Genomic DNA, 15,359 nt, shown 5'->3' with positions numbered 1-15,359 from the left:
CATAATGTTTCAGGACAATGGATACCTTCATCCTGAATCAGCCGAACGGAGTAAAAATGGGTCAGGAAAAGCTGTATATAGAGAAAGAGTTAAGTTGGCTATCCTTTAATGAACGCGTTTTACAAGAAGCGGCAGACAAAACCAACCCGCTGATTGAACGTATGCGCTTTCTTGGTATCTATTCCAATAATCTGGAAGAGTTTTATAAAGTTCGTTTTGCCGATCTCAAACGCCGCATTCTGATTGGAGAAGAGCAGGGTTCCCCCAGCACGCCACGCCATTTACTAAAAAAAATTCAGGCGCGGGTGCTGAAAGCTGACCAGGAGTTCGACAGTCTGTATAACGACCTGTTGCTGGAAATGGCGCGTAATCAGATCTTCCTGATCAACGAACGCCAGCTCTCTCCTAATCAGCAGAGCTGGCTGCGGCACTATTTTAAACACCATCTTCGCCAGCACATCACGCCGATCTTGATCAATCACGACACCGATCTGATCGAGTTCCTGAAAGACGATTATACCTACCTGGCCGTAGAGATTATTCGTGGTGAAGACATTCGTTACGCGTTGCTGGAAATTCCGTCAGATAAAGTTCCGCGTTTCGTCAATCTGCCGCCGGAAACCCCGCGTCGCAGAAAACCAATGATTCTGCTGGATAATATTCTGCGCTATTGCCTGGGTGACATTTTTCGTGGCTTCTTCGACTACGATGCGCTGAATGCCTACTCGATGAAAATGACCCGTGACGCCGAGTACGATCTGGTCACTGAAATGGAATCGAGCCTGCTGGAGCTGATGTCCTCGAGCCTGAAACAGCGCCTGAATGCCGAGCCGGTACGGTTTGTTTATCAGCGCGATATGCCTGATGCCATGGTTGAACTGCTGCGTAAAAAGCTGAACATTTCCAATTACGACTCCATTGTGCCCGGCGGTCGTTACCATAACTTCAAAGACTTCATCAGCTTCCCGAACGTGGGCAAAGCGAATCTGGTCAACAAACCTCTGCCGCAGCTGCGCCATATCTGGTTTGATCGCTTCCGCAACGGCTTTGATGCGATCCGCAACCGTGACGTGCTGCTCTATTATCCGTATCACACCTTCGAGCATGTGCTTGAACTGCTGCGCCAGGCGTCATTTGACCCGGCGGTACTGGCAATAAAAATCAATATTTACCGCGTGGCGAAGAATTCACGCATCATCGATGCGATGATCCATGCCGCCTATAACGGTAAGAAAGTTACCGTGGTCGTCGAGCTGCAGGCGCGTTTCGATGAAGAAGCCAATATTCACTGGGCGAAACGCCTGACGGAAGCCGGCGTGCATGTAATTTTCTCCGCTCCCGGACTGAAGATTCACGCCAAGCTGTTCCTGATTTCGCGCCGTGAAAACGGAGAGATTGCCCGCTATGCGCACATCGGCACCGGTAACTTTAACGAGAAAACCGCGCGTATCTACACCGACTACTCGTTGCTGACCGCCGATGCGCGTATCACTAACGAAGTGCGCCGGGTGTTTAACTTTATCGAAAACCCGTATCGCCCGGTCAGCTTTGAGCACCTGATGGTGTCACCGCAGAACTCGCGCAAAATGCTGTACCAACTGATTGATGCCGAGATTGCCAATGCGCAAAAAGGAATTTCGGCGGGTATTACGCTGAAGATCAATAACCTGGTGGATAAGGGGCTGGTCGATCGGCTGTATACCGCCTCCAGCGTTGGCGTTAAGGTTAATCTGCTGGTGCGCGGCATGTGCTCCCTGATCCCCAATCTGGAAGGGATCAGCGATAATATTCGTGTGATCAGCATTGTTGACCGTTATCTTGAGCATGACAGGGTCTATATTTTTGATAACGGCGGCGACAAAAAAGTCTTCCTCTCCTCCGCAGACTGGATGACACGCAACATCGATTATCGTATCGAAGTGGCTGTCTCCATACTTGACCCTATTCTTAAACAGCGTGTGCTGGATATTATTGCCATCCTGTTAAGTGATACGCTGAAAGCACGTTACGTCGATAAAGAGTTAAGCAACCGATATGTTCCGCGCGGTAACCGCCGCAAGGTCCGGGCCCAGCTTGCAATTTACGATTACATTAAATCTCTCGAGCAACCTGATTAATCACTATGCCAATTTCCCATAAAAGTACGCCCAAACCGCAGGAATTTGCTGCCATTGACTTGGGTTCGAACAGTTTTCACATGGTGATTGCCCGCGTAGTTGACGGGGCGATGCAGGTGCTCGGACGCCTGAAACAACGCGTGCATCTGGCTGACGGGCTGGACAGCAATAACGTCCTGAGCGAAGAGGCTATTCAGCGCGGTTTAGGCTGTCTGGCGCTGTTTGCCGAACGTTTACAGGGTTTCAGCCCGGCCAACGTTACGATTGTCGGTACGCATACCCTGCGCCAGGCAATTAACGCGGAAGACTTCCTCCAGCGTGCAGCCGATGTGATCCCTTACCCGATTGAAGTGATTTCCGGCCATGAAGAAGCCCGTTTAATCTTTATGGGCGTAGAACATACCCAACCGGAAAAAGGCCGCAAGCTGGTAATTGACATCGGTGGCGGATCCACCGAGCTCGTTATAGGTGAAGACTTTGAACCCAAGCTGGTTGAAAGCCGCCGCATGGGCTGTGTGAGCTTTGCCAATATGTACTTCCCTGGCGGCGCCATCAGTAAAGAGAACTTTAACCGCGCCCGGCTGGCAGCAGTGCAAAAACTGGAAACCCTGGCGTGGCAGTATCGTCTGATGGGCTGGCAGTTTGCGCTGGGTGCTTCTGGCACGATTAAAGCAGCCTGCGAAGTACTGCTGGCGATGGGGGAGAAAGAAAAGCTGATCACCCCGGAGCGCCTTGAGTTGCTGTACAACGAGGTTATCAAGCACAAGTCGTTTGATGCACTCAGCCTGCCAGGCCTCTCTGACGAGCGTAAAGGCGTCTTTGTGCCTGGCCTTGCCATTCTCTGTGGCGTGTTTGATGCCCTGGCGATCCGCGAACTGCGCCTGTCAGACGGCGCACTGCGTGAAGGTGTGTTGTATGAAATGGAAGGCCGCTTCCGTCATCAGGATATTCGCAGCCGCACAGCCCAGAGCCTGGCGAACCATTATGCTATCGACAGCGATCAGGCGCGCAGAGTTCTGGAAACGACAGAGTTACTCTACGAGCAGTGGCGCGCACAGAATACCCGGCAGGCGAACCCGCAGCTTGCCGCTCTGTTGAAGTGGGCGGCGATGCTGCATGAGGTTGGGCTGACGATCAACCACAGCGGTATGCAGCGGCATTCCGCTTATATCCTGCAAAATACCAATCTCCCGGGGTTTAATCAGGATCAACAAACGCTGTTGGCAACGCTGGTACGCTACCACCGTAAAGGCGTGAAAGTGGAAGATATGCCGCGCCTTACGCTGTTTAAACGTAAGCAGTTCCTGCCGCTGGTTTTCCTGTTGCGTTTAGGGACATTGCTCAATAATCAGCGCCAGGCGACGACTAAACCGAGCGATCTTCAACTGCAAACCGATGATGGCAACTGGACCCTGACGTTCCCAGCCGGCTACTTCAGCCAGAACAACCTGGTTCAGCTGGATTTAGAACGTGAGCAGACGTACTGGAAAGATGTCACGGGCTGGCAACTGACCATTCAGGAAGAAAGCTAAGCGTTATCGGTAAACGGCCACTCATGCGCTTATCATCGCGCAGAGTGGCCTTATTTTTGGTCAGCCACCGGCATGACCCACTGGAAAATGATGAACTGATAATCATGACTCAACACCTGGAAAGAGATTTCAGCAAGCAATACGGGCTGACCGCGCCCCATTCTGAAGTGGTGGAAGCCTCACGTTATTTTGACGGCGGTAAAGCGCTGGATGTCGGCTGCGGCAGTGGACGAAATACGCTGTATCTGAACAGCAAAGGCTTTGATGTGACGGCATGGGACAAAAACCCGGCCAGCCTGGCACGGCTTGACCAGATTATCTCCGCAGAAAACCTGAGCGGTATTCATACCGCCGAGCAGGACCTCAACCAGCTGCGCTTTAACGGGGCTTATGACCTGGTGCTGTCCACGGTAGTGATGATGTTCCTGCAGCCCGAAACCATCCCACAGCTGATTGCGGATATGCAAGCCAGCACAGTGCGGGACGGTTATAACCTGATCGTCGCCGCCATGGACACCACCGACTATCCTTGCAACCAGGGCTTTCCGTTCGCCTTTAAATCAGGTGAACTGAGCCACTATTACCGTAACTGGCATATTGTTAAATACAATGAAGATGTCGGCCAACTGCACCGAATCGATGAAAATGGCCAACGTATTTCCCTGCGTTTTGCCACGTTGCTGGCACAGAAGTCGATGGTTAAAGTCTGACAGCCAGACTGGCCGCTGTCTGTGCAGAGGCCAGATCATATAATGGTATCGGCGGACCCACGATAGCCCCCTGCAAGTAATCCACGCCCAACTTACGCAGTGCTTCGGCAGTGTCATCGTTATCAACGCACTCAGCCACCACCTGCATCCGTTTCAGCCGTGCGACGGCGCAAATCGATTGTATAATCTGATAATCCAGGCTGTTATCCAGCATATTGTTCACAAAGCTGCCATCGATTTTCAGTATATCGGCCTGTATCAGTTTCAGGCGCGAATAGCTGGAATAACCTTTACCAAAATCGTCAATCGCCACCCGGCAGCCAAGCTGGCGCAGTTGAGCAATGGAACGATTTCCCCAGCTGTGATCGCTGAGAATCGGTGACTCTTCCACTTCAACAATCAACTGCCACGGCTCGATGTCATGCACTTTAAGACGTGATGCAATGTCTTCCACAAACTGTGGACGACACAACGTTGCCGCAAAAAAATTGACCGCAAGACGGATCCCCGGCAATTGTTCCCGATGGCGATGGATAAATGCCAGGGCCTGGTCAAGCATCATACTGTCCACTTCCCAGGTCAGACCGAACTCACGCACCACCGGCAGAAAATGCCAGGGTTTAATATGTTCACCCTGTGCATTTACCATAAACAGCAGGATTTCATAGTAATCGTCGCCGCGAATACCCTTTATCCTTTGCGCCATCAGATGAAAACCCCCGCTCTGTAACGCCTGCTGGATAGTGTGCAGCATCACCAGTTTTTCCGCGATGTGCCTTTGTACCGGCACATTTTGTGCCTGCTGCATATTTTCTGCGTGGCCGCTGCGCAATGACATTTGTGCCATGGCACTCATCTCACCCAAAAGCTCATACAGATGAAGTACTGGCGGAATAACCGAGCAATAGCTGATCCCGACATCAGGATGAATAGGCAGGCCATCCCAGCTCAAATGGTAATCCTTCAGGCGGGCTTCAATCCCTTCGATCCGTGACTGATGCCCTGCATGCTCAAGACGTAAAACCAGATCGAAACCGGGAAGTTGATAAACATCTTCTCCGGGAAGCAGACAGGGCTGGAGATGTACGGCAAGGCTGCGCTTATACTGGATACGCAGTTGCAGGCCATAGGTCCGGCTCAGTCGATCCAGATCGGGAATACACAAAAAACAGAGCACAGAGCTGGAGCTGACCGCCAGATCCTTACTGAGCGCACGCAAGTTCGGCAAACCGATGACCGGATCGGTGAGCGCCATTTCTCGGGCTTTAGCCAGCAGTCGACGCTGCCGGGTACTGATGGCGGACATCAGTAAAATCGTCAAGGTGAAAACCAGGAGATTAGCAGAAACAACCGCAAGGTCATGGGGTTTCACTGACGTATTCATAAATCGATCGTGATACTGGTAAAGCACCACCAGCAATATTCCCCAACTGAGGGAGGTAAAAAGATAACCAAAACGCAGGGCAGCCCAGAGCATCAGCGGCAATAAAAAAGGCACCCCGTACTCGGTGGTCAGCAAATTTTCCGGGCTGGATCGGAGCTGTGTCAGCATCATGAGTGACGTCATCAGCATCACCAGCCATATCAACCACTCATGGCGCGTTACCGAAGGGGAACATTGTCGTTTACAGCGGTCGATAAAAATGAATAAAAACCGGGGTGTACGCAAAATGCGAATCAAAAAATAGAACAGCTGCACCAGGGCAAGCGAGGCCAGCAGTGTCGATTGATAGTTGAGCAGGGTATGCACTGAAAAAGGGTCAGGGGCAAAAACAGAGTTACTTTTCGGTAAAATACCCAACGGCATCATCAGCTGATTCAGCAAAATAAATACCGTCGGCATAGCAAATGCCAGCCAGAAAAGACGCACCGTGGCCAGATGCAGTTCACCAAAACTGACACCCCAGCGCACTTTCTCTTGATTGCGATATCCCCACCAGCAGAACGTCAAAGTGACAAGGAAAATAGAGATGATCAACACTGCTTGCAAGTGGGTATAACGGAAAAAATAGTGGAAACATAACGCGATAAAAATGCCTGGCAGTGCCGCCCAGTCAAAAACCATTAACATTGCAATCATCATCGCCAGAGGCAGATAGATAAGATAGACATAGCCGCCAGGGATCCAGAGCCTGACGGATAGCGAGGACGACAATGGCATAAGCAACAAGGCCAGTATCAGAGGTAATCCCCACCAACGGTTGATGAAGCGCTTCAGAAGAGCCGCTTTTTTCATTGAGTCAGGATATTTTTTAAGTGGTGTTGTTACGTTTTTATTCAAAAATGCCAGCCATGGCGATACTTATGAACGAAAGTATCTTATGAAATGTTGCGATATTGTAGGAGTAACATCTCATGTTAAATTGATTCAAATCAATTTAATGGCAATTAATGCGCACGTAAAAGCACTGTATTTATCCGTATGTTAACTAAATGAATCTATTTACCGTATCCACGTTGTCATCGCGATCGCCTTCTCCCATTGACCTCAGTAGCCCGCTGTGCGTAAATTACTCATCGCCCTTTTGGGTTAATAACAGGAAATTTTGCGTGAATAGCGCTATGTCATTCAGAAAACGTCAGAAAACCGGACGCATGACCCGGGTCATTTTGCTGGTCAGCTTTATCATTTTATTAGGACGACTGATCTATGTCGTTCCCGGTGCTATCGAACATCACCAGCAGAAAAAGAACGCTCCTGCGATCCCCACAACCGTCGTAAACGATAAGTAGCCACAACCCGGTGGCGATGATAAGCAGACGCTTTTCGGAGCTTTTGCAGATTAGTTATGTCTGAAATCCGCTAGACTATAACCTCATTTCGTCTTCTTCGTTAGCCAGACAAAAGGATGTTGTATGTCTGTAGCACCTTCTCATGTTCAGCAGCTGGCCGAAATTCGTAGCCGTATCCTTAATCTCCTGCTGAATGATAGCGATCTTGTTGACACGTTACATGAACGCCCACTGCGTGAATCTCCCGCCGAAGCCGAAGCGCATCGTGAGCAGGTTGATGAGATTAAACGCACCCTTCCCCTGCTGCATGCTGCCGACATTGCTGACCTGCTGGAAGCGCTGCCGGAAGATGAACGCCTGGCACTGTGGCGACTGATTGGCAATGACCGCCGTGGTCAGGTGCTGGTAGAGGCGTCAGAAAACGTCTGGGAAAGCCTGATTGAGGAGATGAGTGACCGCGACCTGCTGCGCGCTATCGCACCGCTGGACATTGATGAACAGGCCTACCTTGCTAAATATCTGTCGCGCGACTTAACTGGCCGGCTGCTGACCTCCCTTGATCCGGAATTGCGTTCACGCGTACTGGACGTGATGCATTTCGACCGCGACCGCGTTGGTCGCATTATGGACTTCAAGCTGGTCACCGTGCGGGCCGATGTCACTCTGGCTACCGTGCAACGTTTCCTGCGCCGGAAAAAGTCCATTCCCGATGGCACCGATAAACTGTTTATCACCGATAAGAATAATCGCCTGCTTGGCGAACTGCCGTTGACGGAAATTCTGCTGAATACGCCGGACAAAAGGGTGCATGAGGTGATGAACGATCGCCCGACCACTTTTTTGATCGATGATAAAGCCGAAGATGCGGCCGGTTCCTTCGAACGTTATAACCTGATTTCTGCTGCCGTTATTGATGCCAAAGGCAAGCTGATGGGGCGCGTGACCATTGAGGATGTGATCGACCTGGTCAACGATGAGAACGACAGTAACATTCGTAAAATGGGGGGGGTGAACCCGGAGGAAGATGTCTTCGCGCCGGTAAGAAAATCAGTCCGCACTCGCTGGGCCTGGCTGGCGATCAATCTGTGCACAGCGTTTATCGCGTCACGCGTTATTGGCCTGTTTGAGCACACAATTTCACAACTGGTGGCACTGGCCGCACTCATGCCGATTGTCGCCGGGATTGGTGGCAACACCGGTAATCAGACCATCACCATGATTGTGCGCGCACTGGCGCTTCACCAGGTGGAACCGGGGAACTTTACGTTTCTTATTGGCCGTGAGCTTGGCGTGGCGCTGATTAACGGCCTGTTCTGGGGCGGCATTATGGGAGGGGTAACCTGGGCGATGTACGGCAACCCGGCGCTGGGTGGTGTGATGATGCTGGCGATGTTGCTTAACCTGCTGCTGGCCGCTCTGATGGGCGTCCTGATCCCGCTACTGATGATCAAAATGAAACGCGATCCGGCGGTCGGTTCCAGCGTGCTGATCACCGCGCTGACAGATACCGGCGGCTTCTTTATCTTCCTCGGTCTGGCGACGCTGTTCCTGTTGCACTGATGAATAAGATATTACGTATTTTGTTATAAAATGATAATTAATGGTTAATTATGTGATTCATTGCGCAGAAAATTTCCCCCCCACCGCCTAATCTAACAAAAAATAACAAACATTCTCGTCAATTCACCTTTCCGGGTCACAGGCTAGCCCTGTGCACCGGGAACAGGATGACTATTGCCTGAATAAAGCACATCTCCTACTCTATCCGACAAAGGAAACCCAATGAATTCATCGATATCGGCTCTCCCGCCACCCTCTGCGGTCAGCGATTTGGAAGAGAATGCCTGGAAACGCGCCGTCTGGCGTATCCTGCCGATTTTGACTGTCAGTTATATTTTCGCCTATCTCGACAGAATCAACGTCGGCATTGCCAAACTTCAAATGTCCAGCGATCTCGCCTTTTCCGAAACGGTTTACGGTCTCGGTGCTGGGATCTTCTTTATCGGCTTCTTCTTTTTTCAGGTGCCAAGCAATATGGCGCTGCACCGCTTTGGTGCCCGCCGTCTGCTGGCCGCACTGCTCGCCTCCTGGGCAGTGATTGCACCGCTTACCGCGCTGGTGTCGACACCTTTTCAGTTTTACGCCGTGCGTTTCCTGCTTGGCCTGACGGAATCCGGTTTTTACCCCGGGGTCATCCTTTATCTTTCGCTGTGGTTCCCCTCCTATCGGCGTGGGAAAATGTTTGCCCTGTTTGCAGCAGCGGTTCCCTTGTCAGGACTGATTGGCGGGCCACTATCCGGCTGGATTATGGACTATTTCCATAATGCCCACGGGATGGCAGGCTGGAAGTGGCTGTTTATCATTCAGGGAACCCCTTCTCTGCTGATCGGCATACTGGTGTTCTTTTTACTCCCCGACCGCATTGAAAATGCAAACTGGCTGAGTGCGGAAGAAAAGACCCTGCTGAATATCCGCCTGAAAGAAGATGCAGTGCAAGATTCCCCTGGTGCGCAGGCGACACTGGGTAGCGTATTGCGTAACGGCAAGCTGTGGTTGCTGACGTTTATCTACTTCTGCCTGATTGCCGGTTTTTATACCGTCAGCTTTTGGCTGCCGACGCTGGTACGCAATGCCGGGGTCGAGGATGTCTTCACCGTGGGCCTGCTGACGACCATCCCTTATGCCGCGGCGATTGTCACCATGATCGTGGCTTCGCGCAGCGCAGACCGCCACCGCGAACGCCGCTGGCACCTCGCCGTCATTGCCGTTATCAGCGGCGTGGGCATGGTGATTTCCGCTCTCTACAGCGACAACCTGTGGATCGCCATGTTCGGCCTGACACTGGGGGCGGCAGGTGGACTGAGTACTCTGCCACTGTTCTGGAGCCTGCCGACAGCCTTCCTGGGAGGCACGATGGCAGCCGTAGGTATCGCACTGATTAACTCCTTCGGTAACCTTGCCGGCTTTGTTGCGCCTTATCTGATGGGAATACTGACCGACCTCACGCACTCCACCCTGACCGGCATGATGATCATCTCCTGCACCCTGTTCGTGGGCGCTGCGGCTATCTTTTTGATCCCTGGTCGCATCGTCAACCGCTAACCTCAATGAGGCATATTATGAATATCGTTGTTACCGGCGCTGCCGGATTCCTGGGAAAAAAACTGGTTCAGGCACTGCTGGCAAAAGGTTCACTGCACGATGCAAACGGACAGCCACAGCCGATTAAACAGATTACGGCCATTGATATTGCGCCCCTCAGTGGCATTGATGACCGACGCCTGATCGTCCGCTGTGGGGATATCAGCAACCGTACCGAGCTGGAAACGCTGATTGATGCGCAAACAGACAGTGTTTTTCATCTGGCGGCGATCGTTTCAGGTCAGGCCGAACAGGATTTCGATCTGGGGATGAAAATCAACGTTGACGCTGCCCGTCAGGTTATGGAGCGACTGCGTGCATTGCCACAGTGCGTACGCCTGGTCACCACCAGTTCGGTGGCGGTGTTCGGCGGCAAGCTCCCCGAGAAAGTCCCTGACGACCAGGTCTGGATGCCGCAAAGTTCCTATGGCACTCAGAAAGCCATGAACGACCTGTTGCTGTCCGACTACAGCCGTAAGGGCTTCCTCGATGGGCGCAGCCTGCGTATGCCCACTATCGTTGTACGCCCGGGTAAGCCGAATGCAGCCGCCTCCAGCTTTGCCAGCGGTATTATTCGCGAACCCATCAACGGAGAGCGTGCGAACTGCCCGGTCAGCCTGGCCACGCGTCTGTGGTTAATGTCTCCAGCCCGGGCTGTACAGGCGCTGCTCCTTGGGCACGAACTGAACGGTGAAGATTTGGATCAGGGCCGCGTCATTAATCTGTGCGGCCTGTCGGTGACGGTAGAAGAGATGCTGGCTTCACTCAGGCGTATCAGCGGTGATGGAGTCTTATCACGAATCAGCCATCAGCCCGACCCGGCTATCGTTAAGATCGTTAACTCCTGGCCCGGTGATTTCCATGCCCACTATGCCAACCGCCTGGGTTTCCAGGCCAATGCCTCATTTGATGAAATGGTCAGAGAATATCTGGCTGAGAGCGATGCCGCTGAATCTCTTTGCTGAGATTGAGGTTTAGCGCAGCGGCAGCCGCTTCCTGAACATTCTCAGGAACGCGGTAACCGCCGCGTTTTTCCAGCCATGTCAGCACCTCGGCAAGGTGCCAGATCGTCGCAGTGCCTTCATGGATCGGTGCCGGAAAGGTATGATAATGCGCCAGCATCAGCTTGCGCATATTTTGCCGGGTAACACCTATCAGATCAGCGACATCCGTCAGGCCTACGTAATCCGGTGAAACTTCAAACAGTCGGGCATCCGGCAGTACGCTCCGGACCTGCTCCAGTGCGCTCTCCATCGCCTGCTGCGCTGACGATGCTTCACGGATAAACTCCAGCGCGATACGCCCTGGGATGCCCAGGCCAATCAGGGCATCATCACAACCCGCCTCAGCCAGCCGTTCAACGAGTGCATCGCCGTCTTCTTCTGTCTGGCCAACTAACTGATATTTTAGTGTAAAGGTGTATTCCATGGCGTCTTATTCCTTCCATTGCGTTCAAATCGTTGGCTCATCGTGCAGTGATCCACAACGCGCTTAAGCTGCCTGGCGTGATTCACTGCATTTTTTGGCGTACTCCATACACAACTGATGCAGAACTCTCCGCAACGGCACTGTGCGCTATTCCAGGGACAATATATTTTCCCCCAGGCATGACTGCCACCACAGACCACCCGCCAGCCTTGCTGCTCGGCATGTTTGAGGACTATTTCGATTTCCTTGATAGCATGAGTACGACGCGCCATATTTCCCCTCCAGTATCTATCGCCATATACCGGTTGTCAACTGACAACCTTAATGGAATGATGAGATAATGTCTCCGATAAAGGGAAAGTACCAGTGGTGTGGTAACTGACTGCGAAGCATGTCGGGAACTATTGCTTCGGGTTGCAGGCAGGGAAAAATATTTGCGTATCTGTTCGCAAATCGCGCCGTCTGCGAACAGGAAAATAACCGGCTCAGATCCCCGAATTTTCTTTTTGCAAATTATCGTCACCCAGCCCGCCGATAAAAGGCAGGCGGAGCTGTAGCGGTGAGAAACCCAGTCCGAGGTTCAGCCCCAGTACGTTGATTTCAAACCCTTCTTCTGCGCCCAGTGTGACCGCTGCCACACCCAACACCGATACCTGTAATCCACGCCCGGAAGGCGGCAACCCGATCGGATTCAGCAGCGAACGATAATCTTTGCCAATCGCATTCGCGGGGAGATTCAGTTTCAATGCCGGGACTTCACGGCCAATATGGGCGAGAAAAGTGTTGCTGTTGGGCCCCGGCCAGGCGTGATAGGTTTGCGGCCAGGGATAAGAACCAATCGCCGCCACGATCCCAGGGATCATCGCTTCAGCTTCTGCTCCGCGATGATCCACCAGCAAGCGAGGACGCGAGCCATACCAGTACGCATCCGGAAGATTGCGGTTACGCCGCACTTTATCGTCGCTTCCCCAACTGATGACTTCATACCGGCTGTAGCGGGTTTCCCCTGCACGTTTAAAAATAATCCACGGATGCACTGCCACTGCCCCTTTCCAGCCGTAGGTGGGGGCCGCATAGACCTGCACAATCGCCATGTTGGCAAAACGCTGAGGATCGGGTGCCTGCCCGGAAGAATCACTCCGCGCCGTCGCCCAGCCCTGTGCACCCGCATCATTATGGCGCGTGGCCTGTGCCAGGCTTGCTCCCAGCGACAACAGCGTAATACAGAGCAAAATCAGGCTCAGGGCTTTCAGTGAGAACATAGCGGGGATTCCTGACAGGAGTGGATTTATCAGCATACCTGATTGCCCGGGGTTGCACAGCGCCGGGGCGTATCATCCCGTCGGGGTTTACACACATTTTCACTGCGCTAAGATAATTGGCATTCACAGGGAGGACAGAATGAATATCACCGTATCTGACTGTGTGGCGTTTGCGGCATTGGTTGTCTCGATGGTCAGTATGCGTTATGCAAAGCAACAGAATCAGCATTCCCGGATAGCCGCGCATAATGATTACCGTTCCTATCTCTCTGAACAGCACGCCCCCTATCGTAAAGCGTTAAAACAGATCCGCGATCGCCACAAAGACGACATTTCGCAGCTCAGCAGGCTGGCAGGGGAAACGCTGACCAACGTCGTGCATCAGTTCGATCGCTTTGATCTCAAGAACCACACGCCGCGTTATTTACGCCATCTGCTGCATGAAAGTTCCGAAATGGTTTTTTGGGCATTTCGCGGGCAGTTAGCCTGGCAAACCGCAGAAAATTTGACATGGAGACTGGCAGCGTTTATTCACATTGAAGACCATCTGAACGCCCTGGACAGCCACTCAGGTGATGCCGATTTCAGAGCAGTTTCACAACAAAAATATCTGGCCGATCCCAACCGTCTTCTTGAAAGCGATCTGAAGAACGATATCTATTTTTGCCATCTGGTATCCGAACTGAAATCACGCATCAACCCGGAACAAAATGCAGAGCTGTTATTAACCATGCAGCGCGAAATCGCCCCTTTCCGCGCTGAGCTGGAAAGGCTGCAACCTCAGTTTCAGGCAAGTGCAACGGTGCTGGATGACCTGATCGTCGAGGGCGTTACCGAGCACTTTTCACTGAAGGAGTCCGCGGAACTCTATCAGGCAATGAAAAAGAACAGGGCGATACTGAAAACGTTAGGCCGACTTTATTTCCAGCCGATCAGTGAAAATTATGCCAGTAAATACTCAAATGCCGTTTCCCTGAGTATTCATACCTGCGCCATACTGCAGATGATCCAGGGCGTTTCAATGTGGGGCGTTGAGTTTAACAAGGGTAAAAATAACGGAGCAGCTGATTGATGCGCTATGAATTCGTTGAAGTCCTTAACGACCTGATTGATTACTTTTTGATTGGCGACCTTCGTCTGCTGAAAAAATTCAAGGACGACAACCTACTCAGTGACGATCTGGCCTCGGAATTTGCCAGCAATGACAGCGGTGACAGGGCTGTGCAGAACGGCATCGTCATCCCTTTAGCGGGCATTGAAAATTACCCGTACACGATTATTTTCAACCTTTCGAATGAGATGCCGGAGCTGCTTAAGCCGGAGAGCCGTTTACAGCATCGGCGCGGCGGCTACTTCCTGCGGATTGAAAACCAGCAGCTCCTGCTCTTCACATGGCGGATTTTGCAAAACTTCACCGATGCCGATATCCACTCACTGCAGGAACGCTATCGCCAGCCGGGACGGCCACAGATCGCGCTTGAGAATGGCCTGTATGATGTTGAGATCTTCGGCGGTGAAGTGCTCAGAGGCGAGGACTACGAACCCGCTTTTGAATTCGTTTTAAAGAAAACCGAACGCGCCGATATTACGACTGAGGTCGATATCAACTATCGTTTCACCATCGACAGCAGCACTTATTAATCATCCTGAGGCAACATCAGCTATGAATTCAGACACCCACTCGCCAGCCCCGGCCAGCGACCTTCCCCCTCTGGCCTGGCCAGAATTTGCCGATGATAACGCCCGGCTGGACTGGTGGCGTGTCTGCGCACTGGCCTGGCTCGACCAGTGGGATAATCCGTCGCCGCTGACGCCTGTCAAACCAGAAGATGTGGTCGCACTTGAACAGCGCCTGGGCTGCACCCTCCCTCCGTTACTGCGCACGTATCATGAGCAGATTGGCACGCTGGACCTGGCCGAAACGCTGTGTAGCGTGACACCTGCCAAATACGCCAGCATTGAACCGCTGCATAACGCCTACCCCGGCATTAGTGACATCCTGGAAGATGCCCCCGATGCCGATGCGCTTTGGGCGCTGGTCAGGCAACTGGTCGTCTTCGGTGACTATCTGGGCAACGGCAATATGTGGTGCTTTCATGTTGAGACCGGCGAGGTGTGGTATTTCGATCACGACAGCTCGCCGATGCTGACACAAATCTTCAGCGATGTGGGCCAGTACCTCGACGTGCTGATGTTTATGTGCCTGCTGACGGTTCACGGCGAGGAGGACAATGAGGACCTGCTGCGTGAGCATCTGGGCGATGCTGTGGTGGAAAAGTGGATGTATTGAAGTGACGGAAAACGCTGCCGGAATCCAATAAAAAAGCCCGCGAATGCGGGCTTCGTTCATTCAGTTATCTGTTAGTGATAACGAGAGGGGAGAAAAATCATTCCCACTCAATTATAAACAAACAAAAAACACCCTTAAAAATCAGT

Annotated in this window: 14 protein-coding genes; 10 read left to right on the top strand and 4 right to left on the bottom strand. The window is 52.2% G+C overall.

Features of this window, described 5'->3' with window-relative positions; all coding sequences use genetic code 11:
- Window positions 1-56: 56 nt before the first annotated feature.
- The 3 genes from ppk1 to tehB are packed head-to-tail and all read left to right on the top strand — an operon-like array spanning window position 57 to window position 4,359.
- Window positions 57-2,117: a polyphosphate kinase 1 gene (gene ppk1 / locus HHI26_RS09590; protein WP_133845893.1), complete on the top strand. Its 2,061-nt coding sequence runs from the start codon at window positions 57-59 to the stop codon at window positions 2,115-2,117.
- 5 nt (window positions 2,118-2,122) lie between these two features.
- Window positions 2,123-3,649, top strand: coding sequence for an exopolyphosphatase (gene ppx / locus HHI26_RS09585; RefSeq protein WP_133845892.1), 1,527 nt, complete (start codon window positions 2,123-2,125; stop codon window positions 3,647-3,649).
- 23 nt (window positions 3,650-3,672) lie between these two features.
- Window positions 3,673-4,359, top strand: a complete 687-nt coding sequence (gene tehB, locus HHI26_RS09580) for a tellurite resistance methyltransferase TehB (RefSeq protein ID WP_133845891.1) — start codon at window positions 3,673-3,675, stop codon at window positions 4,357-4,359.
- Here the strand turns inward: tehB and HHI26_RS09575 are convergent.
- Window positions 4,349-6,595 (bottom strand): EAL domain-containing protein, encoded by a 2,247-nt coding sequence (locus HHI26_RS09575; protein WP_133845890.1) that lies wholly within the window; start codon window positions 6,593-6,595, stop codon window positions 4,349-4,351. The two genes, tehB and HHI26_RS09575, sit on opposite strands and share 11 nt — an antisense overlap.
- Before the next feature lie 314 nt (window positions 6,596-6,909).
- Here HHI26_RS09575 and HHI26_RS09570 point away from each other — a divergent pair, with 314 nt between their 5' ends.
- From HHI26_RS09570 to denD, 4 genes are all read left to right on the top strand, one after another.
- The gene (locus HHI26_RS09570) at window positions 6,910-7,092 is read left to right on the top strand and encodes a YfgG family protein (RefSeq protein ID WP_133845889.1); all 183 of its coding nucleotides are present in this window, start codon (window positions 6,910-6,912) and stop codon (window positions 7,090-7,092) included.
- A 123-nt stretch (window positions 7,093-7,215) separates the two neighbouring features.
- A complete protein-coding gene (gene mgtE / locus HHI26_RS09565) occupies window positions 7,216-8,652 on the top strand; it encodes a magnesium transporter (protein ID WP_133845888.1) in 1,437 nt (478 codons plus the stop codon).
- A 222-nt stretch (window positions 8,653-8,874) separates the two neighbouring features.
- Complete coding sequence (locus HHI26_RS09560; protein ID WP_133845887.1) at window positions 8,875-10,194, top strand: MFS transporter; 1,320 nt, start codon at window positions 8,875-8,877, stop codon at window positions 10,192-10,194.
- Between the two features lie 17 nt (window positions 10,195-10,211).
- The gene (denD, locus tag HHI26_RS09555) at window positions 10,212-11,198 is read left to right on the top strand and encodes a D-erythronate dehydrogenase (protein WP_167864718.1); all 987 of its coding nucleotides are present in this window, start codon (window positions 10,212-10,214) and stop codon (window positions 11,196-11,198) included.
- On the opposite strand, the gene HHI26_RS09550 is transcribed toward denD, so the two are convergent.
- The 3 genes from HHI26_RS09550 to HHI26_RS09545 form a co-directional block, all read right to left on the bottom strand.
- Window positions 11,152-11,661: a DNA-binding protein gene (locus HHI26_RS09550; protein ID WP_159338048.1), complete on the bottom strand. Its 510-nt coding sequence runs from the start codon at window positions 11,659-11,661 to the stop codon at window positions 11,152-11,154. The two genes, denD and HHI26_RS09550, sit on opposite strands and share 47 nt — an antisense overlap.
- The gene (locus HHI26_RS25470) at window positions 11,640-11,933 is read right to left on the bottom strand and encodes a hypothetical protein (protein ID WP_133845884.1); all 294 of its coding nucleotides are present in this window, start codon (window positions 11,931-11,933) and stop codon (window positions 11,640-11,642) included. Before HHI26_RS25470 ends, HHI26_RS09550 begins: the two co-directional genes overlap by 22 nt.
- A 213-nt stretch (window positions 11,934-12,146) precedes the next feature.
- A complete protein-coding gene (locus HHI26_RS09545; RefSeq protein ID WP_167864717.1) occupies window positions 12,147-12,923 on the bottom strand; it encodes a DUF3750 domain-containing protein in 777 nt (258 codons plus the stop codon).
- Window positions 12,924-13,062: 139 nt separating this feature from the next.
- Between HHI26_RS09545 and HHI26_RS09540 the strand changes: the two genes are divergently transcribed.
- From HHI26_RS09540 to HHI26_RS09530, 3 genes are read left to right on the top strand one after another with little or no spacing between them, the layout of a single operon-like run.
- On the top strand, window positions 13,063-13,995 hold the full coding sequence (locus HHI26_RS09540) for a hypothetical protein (protein ID WP_171148979.1): 933 nt from the start codon (window positions 13,063-13,065) through the stop codon (window positions 13,993-13,995).
- Window positions 13,995-14,564: a hypothetical protein gene (locus HHI26_RS09535; protein ID WP_133845881.1), complete on the top strand. Its 570-nt coding sequence runs from the start codon at window positions 13,995-13,997 to the stop codon at window positions 14,562-14,564. The genes HHI26_RS09540 and HHI26_RS09535 overlap by 1 nt, the downstream gene beginning before the upstream one ends.
- A gap of 22 nt (window positions 14,565-14,586) precedes the next feature.
- Window positions 14,587-15,213 (top strand): SMI1/KNR4 family protein, encoded by a 627-nt coding sequence (locus HHI26_RS09530; protein WP_171148978.1) that lies wholly within the window; start codon window positions 14,587-14,589, stop codon window positions 15,211-15,213.
- The last annotated feature ends 146 nt before the right edge of the window (window positions 15,214-15,359 follow it).

Origin of the sequence: Erwinia sp. JH02 (assembly GCF_013074405.1) — a bacterium.
Lineage (GTDB): Bacteria > Pseudomonadota > Gammaproteobacteria > Enterobacterales > Enterobacteriaceae > Erwinia > Erwinia rhapontici.
Note: the sequence above shows the minus strand (reverse complement) of the source record. Positions and strands in the feature narration are given on the sequence as shown.

What these genes read in the sequence shown, in the direction of transcription:
- mgtE (WP_133845888.1), top strand. Translation starts at nt 7,216, where the DNA reads ATGTCTGTAGCACCTTCTCATGTTCAGCAGCTGGCCGAAATTCGTAGC.
- ppx (WP_133845892.1), top strand. Translation starts at nt 2,123, where the DNA reads ATGCCAATTTCCCATAAAAGTACGCCCAAACCGCAGGAATTTGCTGCC.
- HHI26_RS09560 (WP_133845887.1), top strand. Translation starts at nt 8,875, where the DNA reads ATGAATTCATCGATATCGGCTCTCCCGCCACCCTCTGCGGTCAGCGAT.
- HHI26_RS25470 (WP_133845884.1), bottom strand. Translation starts at nt 11,933, where the DNA reads ATGGCGCGTCGTACTCATGCTATCAAGGAAATCGAAATAGTCCTCAAA.
- ppk1 (WP_133845893.1), top strand. Translation starts at nt 57, where the DNA reads ATGGGTCAGGAAAAGCTGTATATAGAGAAAGAGTTAAGTTGGCTATCC.
- denD (WP_167864718.1), top strand. Translation starts at nt 10,212, where the DNA reads ATGAATATCGTTGTTACCGGCGCTGCCGGATTCCTGGGAAAAAAACTG.
- HHI26_RS09550 (WP_159338048.1), bottom strand. Translation starts at nt 11,661, where the DNA reads ATGGAATACACCTTTACACTAAAATATCAGTTAGTTGGCCAGACAGAA.
- HHI26_RS09575 (WP_133845890.1), bottom strand. Translation starts at nt 6,595, where the DNA reads ATGAAAAAAGCGGCTCTTCTGAAGCGCTTCATCAACCGTTGGTGGGGA.
- HHI26_RS09540 (WP_171148979.1), top strand. Translation starts at nt 13,063, where the DNA reads ATGAATATCACCGTATCTGACTGTGTGGCGTTTGCGGCATTGGTTGTC.
- tehB (WP_133845891.1), top strand. Translation starts at nt 3,673, where the DNA reads ATGCGCTTATCATCGCGCAGAGTGGCCTTATTTTTGGTCAGCCACCGG.
- HHI26_RS09535 (WP_133845881.1), top strand. Translation starts at nt 13,995, where the DNA reads ATGCGCTATGAATTCGTTGAAGTCCTTAACGACCTGATTGATTACTTT.
- HHI26_RS09530 (WP_171148978.1), top strand. Translation starts at nt 14,587, where the DNA reads ATGAATTCAGACACCCACTCGCCAGCCCCGGCCAGCGACCTTCCCCCT.
- HHI26_RS09545 (WP_167864717.1), bottom strand. Translation starts at nt 12,923, where the DNA reads ATGTTCTCACTGAAAGCCCTGAGCCTGATTTTGCTCTGTATTACGCTG.